Source organism: Lysinibacillus sp. S1, assembly GCF_044986265.1.
Classification (GTDB): Bacteria; Bacillota; Bacilli; order Bacillales_A; family Planococcaceae; genus Lysinibacillus; species Lysinibacillus capsici.
The window spans coordinates 1,536,006-1,549,471 of the sequence record NZ_CP173154.1 but is presented as its reverse complement, the minus strand read 5'-3'; the positions used below and the strand labels follow the sequence as shown (position 1 = coordinate 1,549,471).

The window sequence follows — 13,466 nt, the reverse complement described above, 5'->3', positions numbered from 1 at the left end:
TTTTTTTGGCTAAGGTGGCGAACATACGCCTGACTATCCTTGACAGAGCATGAGGCTAGCTATACAATTAAATATGTATAATTTCTGAATTATGACTTTAAATAGGCAGTACATTTTATCCTCATTTAGCAAATGTTTTATAGTGAAATATCCTTTAAAATGGATGTCTAAACGCCTACTGGATGAAGATAATGCCTTTGGCCAATGAAACGGGTTTTGCATAAATTTTAACAAAATCTGGTGCATTTTAGCTAAGGCGACATAGATGTATGCGCCGACTGAAACTGTAATACCCAAATAGCAAGAGGAGGTGTTCATATGGATGGAATTACTATCATCTCCGCTTTGCTTGGACTCATCGTTGGTGCCGCTGTTAGCTATATCTACATGAAAAAAGTGAATGACTCAAAAATCACTGGTGCTAAACATGTCGCTGAAACAATCGTTGAAGAAGGAAAACGAGAAGCGGAGGCAATGAAGAAAGAAGCACTACTTGAAGCCAAAGATGAAACTCACAAATTTCGTACTGAAGCTGAAAATGACATTCGTGAACGTCGTTTAGAACTTCAAAAACAAGAGAACCGTTTATTGCAAAGAGAAGAGAATCTTGATCGCAAAGATGATGCTCTAAATAAGAGAGAAGCTGGCTTAGAGCGCAAAGAACAAGCTCTAGCTGAAAGACAACAGCATATTGAACAGATGGAGAGCAAAGTGGACGAGCTCATGGCATCACAAAAAACAGAGTTAGAACGTATTTCTGCTTTAACTAGGGATGAAGCTAAATCAATTATCCTCAATGAAGTAGAAAAAGAGTTATCAACTGATATTGCTGTGATGACGAAAGAAGCTGAAACACGTGCGAAAGAAGACTCAGATAAAAAAGCACGTGAAATTTTATCATTAGCATTACAACGCTTTGCTGCAGATCACGTAGCAGAAACAACTGTATCTGTTGTGAACTTGCCAAATGATGAAATGAAGGGACGTATTATTGGTCGCGAAGGCCGTAATATCCGTACATTGGAAACGTTAACAGGAATTGATTTAATTATTGATGATACGCCAGAAGCGGTTATATTATCAGGCTTTGATCCAATTCGCCGTGAAACAGCTCGACTTGCACTTGAAAAACTTGTACAGGATGGTCGTATTCACCCAGCTCGTATTGAGGAAATGGTGGAAAAAGCTCGACGTGAAGTGGATGAACAAATCCGCGAAACAGGTGAGCAAACTACATTTGAAATTGGTATTCATAACTTACATCCAGATTTAATGAAAATTTTAGGCCGCATGAAATATCGTACAAGCTATGGACAAAATGTCCTAAAACATTCAATTGAAGTCGMWCATTTAGCAGGATTACTTGCTGCTGAACTTGGTGAAGATGTAGCATTKGCTCGTCGTGCAGGCTTATTACATGATATTGGWAAAGCAATCGATCATGAMGTTGAAGGAAGCCASGTTGAAATAGGTGKGRAATWRSMAACAAAGTATAAGGAACACCCAGTTGTCATTAATAGTATTGCTTCGCATCATGGTGATACTGAAGCAACATCTGTTATTGCGGTATTAGTCGCTGCAGCTGATGCATTATCAGCTGCTCGTCCAGGTGCACGTAGTGAAACACTTGAAAACTATATCCGCAGACTTGAAAAGTTAGAGGAAATTTCAGAAAGCTATGATGGCGTAGAAAAATCTTATGCGATTCAAGCTGGACGTGAAATTCGTATTATTGTACAACCTGAAAAAATTGATGATTTAGCGTCTCATCGTCTTGCGCGTGATATTCGCAAACGTATTGAGGAAGAACTCGATTATCCAGGTCATATTAAAGTAACAGTTATTCGCGAAACACGTGCTGTGGAATACGCGAAATAAATATTAAAATAATAGGCATCCCTTGACCAAGGTCAGGGGGTGCCTTTTTGTATGTGAATAAATTCGATGTGATCTACCCAGTAAGAATAAATGGATGATTCCAACAATATAGTATGGAATAAAGCATAGTGAACTAGCCTCAACATGAATACCTTTTAAAAATTAACCAGCCTAGTTATACTCCATTTTTACAACTGGTATATGTTTTGACAAGGAGTGAAGAGCATTGAAAGAAACAATCACATTACAAGATATATTGAAAATAGTCCGAGAAAACTTTCTTTTTATCATAAGTTTTACACTTTTTGCAGCGTTGGTTACGGCCTTTATTAGTATCTTTGTGTTAAAACCTACCTATGAGGCAGAAACGCAAATTTTAGTTAATCAAAAAAATATAGAGCAACCACATTTAGGTGTACAACAGGTTGAAACAGATCTCCGACTTATTAATACGTATAACATTATCATAACAAGTTCTGCTATTTTATCTAAAGTTATAAATAAGCTAGATTTGGATGTCACACCTGAAGTTTTAATGGATCAAATTACTGTATCTAGTGCCAATAACTCACAAGTTGTCAATATTAATGTTGTAGACAAGCAAGCAGGGTTGGCTGTCGAAATTGCCAATACAATAGCAGATGTGTTTCAAGAGGAGATCCAAGTTTTAATGACGGTTGATAATGTTAATATTTTGTCAGTTGCACAATTAGATAAGGAACCTGTACCGATTGCGCCAAATAAAACCCTTTATATAKTAGCAGCCTCGTTTATTGGTTTTGTTTTAAGTGCTGCTCTCATCATCATAATAGAGAGCTTAGATACTACAATCAAGACTGAGCAAGATATTGAAGAGCTAGTAGGACTACCGATTATTGGCTTGATTAGTCAAATTAGTGATGCTCACAATAAAAGCACTAGGATAAAATCTCGTAAAACGAGGAGAGGGTCATAATGTTTTGGAAAAAAAAGAAAAAGAAGAAGTTAGTGAAAATGGCACGAAAACTTGTGACGATTGCAAATGACCATTCTTTTATTTCTGAACAATTTCGAACAATCCGAACAAATATTACTTTTTCAATGCCAGATAGAGAGATTAAAACAATATTAGTGACATCTGCAACACCAGGTGAAGGAAAGTCAACCAATGCAGCCAATATAGGTGTTGTTTTCGCACAAGAAGGAAAACGGGTCGTCATCGTAGATGCAGATTTACGAAAACCAACAATGCATTATACGTTTCTATTGCAAAATGCTAGAGGACTATCAAATTTACTAACAAGACATTTTACAATTTCCGAAGTCGTCAATAATACAGATATTGCTAATCTATATGTCTTGACAAGTGGGCCTATTCCCCCCAATCCAGCAGAGTTACTAGCTTCTACCTTAATGGGGAGTGTAATTGAGGAACTAAAGAAAGAGTTTGACATCATTATTTTTGATGCGCCACCCCTACTATCTGTAACAGATGCTCAAATTTTGTCCAATAAATGTGATGGTACATTATTAATTGTGAACAGTGGAGTTGCAGAAAATGAAAGTGTGTTAAAAGCAAAGTCAAGCCTTGAAGCCTCAAAAGCAAATATTTTAGGCGTAGTATTAAATAACTATAAAATGCCACTCCATCAATATTATGAGCAATATTATCGTTGATTCAAGTATCTATACAGGGAAGTGAAGTACAGTGATTGATATGCACAGTCATATATTATTKGATGTCGATGATGGTCCGAAAACGATTGAAGAGACACTTTGTTTATTTGAGCAGGCAGTTTTGGAGGGGATTTCAACGATTGTTTCCACTTCGCATGCTTTACATCCATTGTATAATGTCCCCTTTGATGTCGTGAATGAGCAAATTGTACAGTTACAAATGGCAATTGACCAACGTAAAATGCCGTTAAAACTTTACACGGGACAAGAGGTACGCTTGGCAGGTAACATTCTAGAATTGTATGAAAAAAAACAATTACATACATTAGCAAATTCCAATTATTTGCTGTTGGAACTTCCCTCTAATCATATTCCCAAATATACAAAGGATATCATTTACTCGTTATTAACAGCAGGCATAACACCAATTATTGCACACCCAGAGCGAAATAGAGTCATTTCAGAAAATCCAAGTCATTTGGAACAAATTATACGCGAGGGGGCAGTTGCACAAATTACATCAGGGAGTTTAGCAGGATTGTTTGGAAAAACCGTCCAAAAACTTTCGCTAAATTTAGTGCGCTCGAATCTTGTCCATACATACGGTTCAGATGTGCATAACTTAAATACACGTCCTTTCTTATTTGAAAAGGGACTTAGATTTTTAGAAAAACAAAAAGATTTGGATATGGTAGAATTTTTGCTTGAAAATAACGAACGAATCATTAACAATCTTACATTAATTGTATATGAACCAGATGATACTTTCACAAAAAAATGGTGGAAGTTTTTTTAAAATGGGAAAGCACCTTTAAGTTGTAAGGACATAAAAGGTAGGAAAAAGTAGCTGAAGCACTAGAGACATTCTATGTTTAAGGGGGGCATATGAGATGCGAGTTGTTTTTATGAGGAGTAACCCTGTTTCTCCAGATCCAAGGGTTGAAAAGGAAGCACATTGCCTTGCGAAAAATAATTGGAAGGTTCACATTTTAGCTTGGGATAGAGATAAAAAATATAAAATAAAGAACCAGCTGTTAGAAGGTGAACAGGCAATTCGTATTACAAGGTTTGGTATTCCGGCAACATTTGGAGGAGGTTTGAAAAAGAACTTAGTCCCATTTATAAAATTTCAACTTAAACTTTTTCAATGGTTACTTCGCCATAAAAATACGTACGATATGATTCACGCTTGTGATTTTKATACAGCGTTAATAGGTACAATATGTGGGAAATTACTTCGTAAAAAAGTAATCTACGACGTATTTGATTCGTATACATCACCATTTTATGGACCAGAGATTATTGGAAAGGTCATTGCTAGTCTAGATATACGCCTTATGAATAGTGTGGATGCAGTCATTATATGTACAGAAAAGCGCAAAGAACAGATTGCTAAGGCTTCACCTAAAAAAATAGAGGTCATATATAATACTCCACGTTATATAGATTCCAATGATTGCTTAGATTTGAACCCGAAAAAAGTAAAAATAGTCTATGTAGGTATACTTACTGAAAATCGATTGATTAGTGAATTGGTTGAAGTAGTAAAGAATACGCCAAGTTATGAGCTGCATATTGGTGGATTTGGTAAGTTAGCTGATACATTGCTGCAAGCTTCGAAAATGCATGACAATATACACTTTTATGGTAAGTTACCCTATGAAAAAACAATAGAGTTAGAAAATAGTTGTGACATTATGACGGCTATTTATGATCCTACCATCTCTAACCATTATTATGCTGMACCTAATAAATTCTATGAAGCGTTAATGCTTGRTAAGCCTTTGATTATGGTGAAAAMTACGGGAATGTCAGAAGTAGTTGCRACAAATAATTTTGGAGAACTTATTGATTACAATAGAGAGAGTTTACAAAACGGAATTGAGAATTTGGTAAAGCGTAGAAAAGAATGGCCAGAAATTTCTCGTGAAATGAAGGCACTGTACGAAGAAGGTTACAGCTGGGCGAAAATGGAGAAACGGATAACTGATTTATACAGTAATTTATAAAAGCCATGCGGAGTGTGAGTAGCAAAGGGAGTAGCTCGTAACGGCTATCGATCCAATTTTTATAAACGTAAGAGCAATATGAAAATTTACAGTAGTATTTTTAGGGGGGCTAATATGAAAATATTATTTGTTGCACAAAATTTTCAAAGGGGTGGCATCCAAAAGGCGTTAATTAATATGCTAAAAGAAATCAGCCTCTACGAGAAATATGAGATAGATGTTTTCACATTTAGTGGAGGGGAATTAATGAACGATATTCCCTCCAATGTGAAGGTAACTACAGGGAACTTACTGTTACAACTAATTGCTACACCTTTTGCTGAAGTGAAAAAAAGAAATAACGTATGGCATATTATTTTACGCATTGTGTGTATGATAGTTGTTCGATTAATAGGTTCCCATAACTTCTATTCGATGCTTTTAAAAAAACATCGCAATAATTGTCATTATGATATCGCCATATCTTATTTTAATGATGTACCCAATCAATACTTCAATAAGGGGACCAATTTATTTGTAGATCAGTTTGTGATAGCAGATCGTAAGCTCGCATGGATTCATACAGATCCCATTAAAGCGAATTTTAATTATGAGGCTTGTGTCAAAACCTATAAAAATTTTGATCGATTGTTATGTGTTTCAGTAGCATGTAAGGAAAATTTAATAAATTTTCTTCCACAATATCAACATAAAATTCAAGTGGTTTATAATTTTTTTCCAATCGAAGAGATTAAAGAACTGGCATGTCAATATACACCGTTTCATAAAAGCGAGTTGGATTTAATATCTGTCGGGCGAATTGAAAATAGTACAAAAAGGTTCGACCTTATTCCACATCTGTGTAAGTTGTTAAAGGAAGCTTCTATAAATAATTTTCGCTGGCGCATTTTAGGGGATGGACCAGACCTACTTTCAAATCAGCAATTAGCTTTGCAACTAGGTGTAGAGGATGTAGTTGAATTTGTAGGAGAAATGAAAAATCCCTATCCATTTATAAAATGTAGTGATGTATTCGTTTTAACATCTGCCTACGAAGGCTATCCAATGGTCATTGGGGAGGCATTAATTGTACAAACGCCTGTTATTACAACGGACTTTGCCGCAGCAGGTGAACAAATTTGTAATGGTCATAACGGATTGATAACAGGCTTTAACATYCAAGACSTCTTTCAAGTCATTTCTAGTGTTATGAMAAATACAGAATTACTACACAATATGAAAAATTACATAGAGGAAAATCACTACACAAACAAAAAAGCTCAAGAGCAACTTGTATTGGAGTTTGATKTACATGATAGAATCTAAGAATTTTAGTGTGCTCATTTGTATAATTTCAAGTATCTTTGTCGTATTCAAAATATATACAGGTAGTAATCTATTTCTCTGGCTCTTCTTCCTTTTAACTAGTTTGGCGATGCTGCTAGATAAGCAGCAGCATCGAATTGACTATTTATTGTTTTTTATTTCGTGGGTGTACGTCATTAAATTCGATATATCAGGATATTCACTGCTTGTTGTACTTAGTTCTTTCTATATTTTGTTAAGTATTTTGACGCTCTTTTTACAAAAGCAAGGTATTTCAAAACGACTCCTATTAACCTATTTTTTATTTGCATTTTATACGGTGGCCGTAACGATAGTTAGTGGTGGTAATCTTATTGCAGTTTTAGGCTTTGTGTTGAATTATAGTGTGCTCTTTTGTGCAATATTGACCCTCGATGATAAGGCATATTTCAGAAGGTATACGTATATCTATGCATCGGGTTTACTAGCTGCTTCAATCGTTCGATTGATTAGTTATTCTATCCCAGAAATTGATCATTTCATAGAGTCAATGACCATTGTGAATACAGTGAAGACAATGAACTCGATTAGTACAAGATTTACGGGTTTAGATTTAGATCCAAATTACTTTAGTTTGCAAGTATTAATAGCTATGGCTTGTTTATTAGTGCTTTTTAATYWGGATGRRWAARAKGWGAAAAAGTMAATTGTATTACTCGTGATATTAGCATTTTTTGGCATACTGACATATTCCAAAATGTTTATTATTACATTAATCGTTTTCATTATGATGACATTTGTTGTATTCATTAGAAATAATGTGAAGACTGCTATTAAATTTTCGTCTTTTATCGTGATTATTTGTGGGGGTGCCCTCTATTTTTTTTACGAGAAGTTATTCGAAATTTATTGGATTCGGTTTTTTGGGTCAGGAATATCGACAGATGCCATTACCACTGGTCGAGTGAGTAGTTGGAGCCTATTTGTAAATGAAATCCTTCAAAACACGAAAGTATTTGTTTTGGGTGCAGGCTTTGGCACAAGCTTTGCGAAGGTAAAGATGGCACATACAATGTACTTATCAACTCCCTATTATATAGGTTTVADCGGAATADTCTTGTCAGTACTATACATTTCAAGCCTCTATAAAGTACTTAGAGAGAATGTCGGAATTATGAATARACCAGGCTTTCAAATCCTTTCAATCAAYGCTATTCCTCTCTATATCATGTKAATAGCGAATATAGGACTTGATTCATTTGTCATGGATTATTTTCCATATCATATTTTATTAATTATGTTTGCACTGACTATGAGTAAAAGTAAGGGAGCTATTATGAATGAGAGGTGAGGTGAGTGCCATATTTAAGCATTATTGTCCCCGTCTATAATACGGAACCTTACTTAAAAATGTGTCTTGATAGTATTCTGAGACAGGAATTCGTAGATTTTGAGTTGATATTAGTAAATGATGGCTCGACTGATAGCTGCTCAGTAATCTGCGATGAATATGCCGAATCTGATACAAGAATTACCGTCATTCATCAAGCAAATAGTGGTGCTGTCAGTGCCCGTAAAGCAGGGCTAAGGGTCGCCAAAGGACAGTATATTGGTTATGTAGATAGTGATGATTGGATTGAAGTTGATATGTATAAATCATTATGTAATACTGCACGTGTTTTTGATGTAGATATTGTTATTTGTGACATTGTAGAAAATTATCCACTCCAAGAAGTGAAGAGATCACAGCTTGTCTCGCCTGGTTTGTACAGGAAGGATAGAATGGAAAAAGAAGTATATCCAATTATGCTATATTCGGGTGAGTATTACCGTTTTGGCTTATATCCATCTTTATCTAACAAAATATTTAAAAGAGACCTATTAGAGAAAAATCTCTTTGATGTGGATGATCAAATTTGCATGGGGGACGATGCTGCTTGTACATATCCTAGCTTACTTGATGCAGAAAGTATTTATATATTAGAAAATCAGTATCTCTACCATTACCGTCAGCATTCTTCTTCCATGACGGCTAGTTATGATCAGATGTTTTTTAAAAAAATACTTGTGTTGTATGAACAATTGAAAGTTTTAAAGTACAGGAAAGCAGACCAGGTTCCTAATTTTGCTGAACAACTTCAGTATTATTTTACTTATTTAGTGATGGCAGCGGTGAATAATGAATTGAATAGATTCAACCATAAGCGTTTACATGAAAAGCGTACCTTTATTAAGAAAATGTTGATTCATGAAGCGTTTCATGGATCGTTGCATGCGATTCGGATGACAAATATGCCGCTCAAATCAAAGATCTATACTTGGTTATTAAAGAAAAAACAAATTCTTTTACTTTTCATGTTGAATAGGTTTAAACAGCGGATCAGTGATTGCAAAGGCTTAATTCTTACTTTTACTAAAAGAAAAGGTGCTTACCAGCATGAGAACTAAGAGACTAGTTTTAAATTTAATGTCTAATGTATTACTACAAGTTGTTGCAGCGGTTATTAATTTCATTTTACCTCGACTATTTATGACAACATACGGCTCTGCTACAAACGGGCTTGTTTCGTCGATTAAGCAATTTTTAAGTTATTTAAAAATAGTAGAGGCTGGGGTTGGTAATGCATCTATAGTGGCACTTTATAAGCCACTAGCCAAGGGTGATAAAGACCAAATAAATGGAATTCTTTCAGCGACTAATCGTTTTTATAGACGTTCGGGTTATGTCTTTGTTGGATTAGTCGCCATTTTGGCTATTTGTTATCCGTTATTAGTAGGAGATGAAGTGAATCCGCGAACGGCTCTTTACATGGTACTTATTTTGGGGATTAGTGGCATGTGGGAGTATTTTTTTATAGGGAAATATTTAGTTCTACTGTCGGCAGATCAAAAAAGCTATGTTATTTTTCGCATTCAAACAATGTTGCTTTTTGCGAGTGCACTATTGTCAGTTACTTTGATAGCATTTGGTTTTTCCATCGTCATTGTTGTTGCTAGTTCAAGTGCCATATTGCTACTGGATGTTCTTTTTTTAAGATTGTATGTTAAAAAGAAATATCCATATTTCAATAGTAAAAAACAAGCGAATACGTTAGCAATTAAAGATAAATGGGATGCTTTAATTCATCAAATTGCCTCGTTAGTGGTGTTTAACACGCCGTTTATTTTAATAACGATTTTTCTGGGCTTAACAGAAGTCAGTGTGTTTACAGTTTATAGTATGGTGTTTAATGCAGTCACTTTGTTTATATCCACTTTTTCAGGGGCGATATTAGCAGCTTTTGGAGACATTCTTGTCAAAGAGGATAAGGACGTTCTTCGGAAATATTTTAATCACTTTGAATATATTTTTTATGGCATCATTGCTTTTAGCTACACATGTACAGCTATTTTAATATTGCCATTTATAAAGATTTATACAGCAGGGATTGAAGATGCCAATTACATAAGGCCCTGGTTAGCAATATTGTTTGTCATTGTAGGAGTAGCGAATACAATTCGGATTCCTGCCAATACGTTAGTGAATGCTGCAGGCCATTTTAGAGAGACGAAAAATCGTGCCATTATGGAAGCATTAATCAACCTTGTAGTTTCTCTTGTTTTTGTACAGTTTTTTGGCGCAGAAGGAATATTACTGGGAGGAATTTGTTCATACGGCTATCGTACTTATGATTTAATCATTTATTCTTCTAAAAAGATTTTACAAAATTCACCTAAAGATACTGTCAAAAAAATTGTGCAAAATAGTATTTTTGCACTTACTGCAGCAATACCATTTATATTTTTTATCGAGCTCCATATTACATCTGCAGGTTCATGGCTTGTAGCCGCTATATGTATTTCCTTGTGGACGATGTTTATTTTATTAGTAGGTAATTTTATTATTGAGCCTCAAACAATGCGAGATATTTTGGTGCAATTAAAGAGAACAACTACCAATAGTAAATAATTTTATCCCTGCATTGAGTAAGGTAAGTAGCATAATTGAAAGGCAAATTGATTCCTTTGAAATGGCAGGTGAGGGTGATGAAGCGAGAAGTCAAAGAAATATATTTACTACGATACGTTGCTTGCTTAGGGATTGTGTTAATGCATAGTGTTACGTTGGCATTGAACATGTATGACATAGAAGAAGGTCCACTATTCGTAATCCTGACATCTATTCAGCTGATCTTTATGTTCGGGACACCTCTTTTTATATTTATCTCAGAGTTTGTCATTGCCTATTCCTATTCAGATCGTTTGCCGAAAAAGTTTTATGTAAAACGTTATAAATATATGTTAACGCCATTTCTTTTTATTGGACTACTTGATGCCGTTCTTAAATCAATTGAATTGCCTTCTATTGAATTTGCCAAAAAACTACTACTAAATTATTTGGAAGGTGATTTCCATGGTTATTTTATCGTGATCATTTTTCAGTTTTATATCATTCATCCATTTTTTGTGAAATTTATTGCCTCAAGATACCCTGCCTATAAAGTAATAATGACTGCTTTTATCATTAATTTTGGTTACTTAGCCTTTTTTAATTTTTTGGATCCATTTAAGTATTTTCCTGATTTAGCGTATACTAGTTTACAATGGGATTTTTTTAATAAGATGCCATTTCCTGCGTGGATTGCTTATTTTGCAGTAGCTTATTACTGTGGAAAAAATTATGATAAATTTCTATCGTGGTTACAGCGTTTTCGTTATTTGTTACTAGCAGTATTACTAATCACAGTAAGTCTTTTGCTAATCACTCAATTATCAGGTATTATTACGGAAGTTCATTCAAAGAGAATAGACGTTATCCTTTATACATTCAGTGTAGCTTTTCTGTTATTTTTCATCGCGAGTAACAGAAGAAAAATGCCGAAATTTATCATTTTTATTAGTCGTTATTCCTTCGGTATATATTTATTACATCCCCTAGTTAATAGCCTACTTAAAATTTTTTTAACGAATTTTATCGAAACATTAAGTGTATTTTCTGTCATTGCCATTTCATTTATTGTCAGTCTCAGTTGCTCCATTTGTATAACATATATAATGAGTAGATGGAAATTAGGCGCTTTTTTTATAGGGCAACTCAATACCAATGGGGCCTCATCTAATAAAAAAGATGCACAATTTCCCATCCAGAAATCCTAAATAAACTGGCATTTAAACGTGTAAATGGGGTAAGGCTTGCGATTTACTTTGCGATTGCCAAAGCAAAGATGGTAAACTAAAAGATGTTATTTAGAGAAAGTGTGGTCTTGCATAATGAAAGTTCTATTTATTGGTGATATTGTTGGTTCAATTGGTCGAGATGCGGTGGAAAAATATTTACCTCGCTTAAAAAAGAAGTATAATCCAGATGTTGTGATTGCAAATGGGGAAAATGCTGCGGCAGGACGAGGGATTACTCGTAATATTTATAATAGCTTGCTACAAATGGGTGTAGATGTTATTACGATGGGGAATCATACATGGGACAATAAAGATATTTTTGATTTTATTGATGACGCGGATTACTTAATCCGTCCGGCAAACTTTTCAAGTGAAGCACCTGGTAAAGGTATGGTTCAGATTTCTAAAAATGGCGTGACATTATCTGTCATTAATTTACATGGTCGTGTATTTTTACCGCCACATGAGGATCCGTTTGCAATGGCAGATCAATTGATTGCAGAGGCTCGACAAATATCTCCACTTGTCTTCGTGGATTTTCATGCTGAAGCGACTAGTGAAAAAATCGCTCTTGGTTGGCATTTAGATGGAAAGGCTTCAGCGGTTGTTGGGACACATACACATGTGCAAACAGCAGATGCAAGAATTTACCCGCAAGGTACGGCTTATATCACGGATGTTGGTATGACAGGGCCGTACGATGAAATTTTAGGTATGACGAAGGAAAGTGTCATCTATAAATTCCAAACAAACATGCCATCTCGTTTTGAAGTTCCGAAAAAAGGGCGAGAGGTTTTGAGTGGTTTCTTTGTCGAGATGGATGATCGAACAGGAAAAGCTATTGCCTGTGAACGCATTTATATAAATGAAGACTATCCATTTCAAGGGTAGATAAGTCGAAGAATGTTTTTTTACGTTTCTTTTACGGGGATATAGGTTTCTTTGTCAAACTAGTCTATTTCCGTTTTGCGGAGCATAAAATGTGCTACGGACAATAACTTGAGGTCCAAAAAGGGGGACATGAGTTGTTGAGCGTAAACACTATTCGCGAAACGGGGAGGAATAATTGTGGATTCATTAAAAGTATCATCACGCTCTAATCCAAATTCAGTTGCAGGTGCATTAGTCGCGGTAATCAGAGAAAAAGGGCAGGCAGAAATGCAAGCAGTTGGGGCAGGTGCACTTAACCAAGCCGTGAAAGCAGTGGCCATTGCACGCGGATTTGTAGCGCCAAGTGGCACAGATTTAATTTGCGCGCCGGCGTTTGCCGATATTTTGATTGCTGGAGAAGAACGAACAGCATTAAAGCTGCTAGTGGAAAAACGTATTCGATAAAAAAGTAATGAAGTAAAATGCTCTGTCACATAATATGGTGGCGGAGCATTTTTTCGTTTTCCTGTTTTACATATGATAGATGTCACTTGAAATAGGGGCGTGATTTTGCTTAGATTTGAAAATTACAACTTTATGAACAGGATTTTC

At 35.2% G+C, this 13,466-nt stretch carries 10 protein-coding genes and 2 pseudogenes; all 12 read left to right on the top strand.

Annotated features, from left to right (window positions below; all coding sequences use genetic code 11):
* Nucleotides 1–318: 318 nt before the first annotated feature.
* The 12 genes and pseudogenes from rny (at nucleotide 319) to ACHZEU_RS08060 (ending at nucleotide 13,319) form a co-directional block, all read left to right on the top strand.
* Nucleotides 319–1,878 (top strand): annotated as a pseudogene (rny, locus tag ACHZEU_RS08115) (ribonuclease Y).
* Nucleotides 1,879–2,104: 226 nt separating this feature from the next.
* Nucleotides 2,105–2,833, top strand: a complete 729-nt coding sequence (locus tag ACHZEU_RS08110; protein ID WP_404804336.1) for a YveK family protein — start codon at nucleotides 2,105–2,107, stop codon at nucleotides 2,831–2,833.
* Complete coding sequence (locus tag ACHZEU_RS08105; RefSeq protein WP_305193137.1) at nucleotides 2,833–3,534, top strand: CpsD/CapB family tyrosine-protein kinase; 702 nt, start codon at nucleotides 2,833–2,835, stop codon at nucleotides 3,532–3,534. The genes ACHZEU_RS08110 and ACHZEU_RS08105 overlap by 1 nt, the downstream gene beginning before the upstream one ends.
* Before the next feature lie 40 nt (nucleotides 3,535–3,574).
* Entirely contained in the window at nucleotides 3,575–4,330 is a 756-nt protein-coding gene (locus ACHZEU_RS08100) for a tyrosine-protein phosphatase (protein ID WP_404804587.1), read from the top strand.
* 94 nt (nucleotides 4,331–4,424) lie between these two features.
* The gene (locus tag ACHZEU_RS08095; protein ID WP_404804335.1) at nucleotides 4,425–5,543 is read left to right on the top strand and encodes a glycosyltransferase family 4 protein; all 1,119 of its coding nucleotides are present in this window, start codon (nucleotides 4,425–4,427) and stop codon (nucleotides 5,541–5,543) included.
* Nucleotides 5,544–5,657: 114 nt separating this feature from the next.
* Nucleotides 5,658–6,848 (top strand): glycosyltransferase, encoded by a 1,191-nt coding sequence (locus ACHZEU_RS08090; RefSeq protein WP_404804334.1) that lies wholly within the window; start codon nucleotides 5,658–5,660, stop codon nucleotides 6,846–6,848.
* Nucleotides 6,835–8,178 (top strand): annotated as a pseudogene (locus ACHZEU_RS08085) (hypothetical protein). The gene ACHZEU_RS08090 and the pseudogene ACHZEU_RS08085 overlap by 14 nt, the downstream one beginning before the upstream one ends.
* A 5-nt stretch (nucleotides 8,179–8,183) precedes the next feature.
* The gene (locus ACHZEU_RS08080) at nucleotides 8,184–9,275 is read left to right on the top strand and encodes a glycosyltransferase (protein WP_404804333.1); all 1,092 of its coding nucleotides are present in this window, start codon (nucleotides 8,184–8,186) and stop codon (nucleotides 9,273–9,275) included.
* The gene (locus ACHZEU_RS08075) at nucleotides 9,265–10,776 is read left to right on the top strand and encodes a lipopolysaccharide biosynthesis protein (RefSeq protein WP_269898911.1); all 1,512 of its coding nucleotides are present in this window, start codon (nucleotides 9,265–9,267) and stop codon (nucleotides 10,774–10,776) included. Before ACHZEU_RS08080 ends, ACHZEU_RS08075 begins: the two co-directional genes overlap by 11 nt.
* A 77-nt stretch (nucleotides 10,777–10,853) precedes the next feature.
* The gene (locus ACHZEU_RS08070; RefSeq protein ID WP_404804332.1) at nucleotides 10,854–11,963 is read left to right on the top strand and encodes an acyltransferase family protein; all 1,110 of its coding nucleotides are present in this window, start codon (nucleotides 10,854–10,856) and stop codon (nucleotides 11,961–11,963) included.
* Nucleotides 11,964–12,077: 114 nt separating this feature from the next.
* The gene (locus ACHZEU_RS08065; protein ID WP_048391507.1) at nucleotides 12,078–12,875 is read left to right on the top strand and encodes a TIGR00282 family metallophosphoesterase; all 798 of its coding nucleotides are present in this window, start codon (nucleotides 12,078–12,080) and stop codon (nucleotides 12,873–12,875) included.
* Between the two features lie 177 nt (nucleotides 12,876–13,052).
* Complete coding sequence (locus ACHZEU_RS08060; protein WP_004224903.1) at nucleotides 13,053–13,319, top strand: stage V sporulation protein S; 267 nt, start codon at nucleotides 13,053–13,055, stop codon at nucleotides 13,317–13,319.
* Nucleotides 13,320–13,466 lie beyond the last annotated feature (147 nt).

What these genes read in the sequence shown, in the direction of transcription:
- ACHZEU_RS08105 (WP_305193137.1), top strand. Translation starts at nt 2,833, where the DNA reads ATGTTTTGGAAAAAAAAGAAAAAGAAGAAGTTAGTGAAAATGGCACGA.
- ACHZEU_RS08070 (WP_404804332.1), top strand. Translation starts at nt 10,854, where the DNA reads ATGAAGCGAGAAGTCAAAGAAATATATTTACTACGATACGTTGCTTGC.
- ACHZEU_RS08075 (WP_269898911.1), top strand. Translation starts at nt 9,265, where the DNA reads ATGAGAACTAAGAGACTAGTTTTAAATTTAATGTCTAATGTATTACTA.
- ACHZEU_RS08065 (WP_048391507.1), top strand. Translation starts at nt 12,078, where the DNA reads ATGAAAGTTCTATTTATTGGTGATATTGTTGGTTCAATTGGTCGAGAT.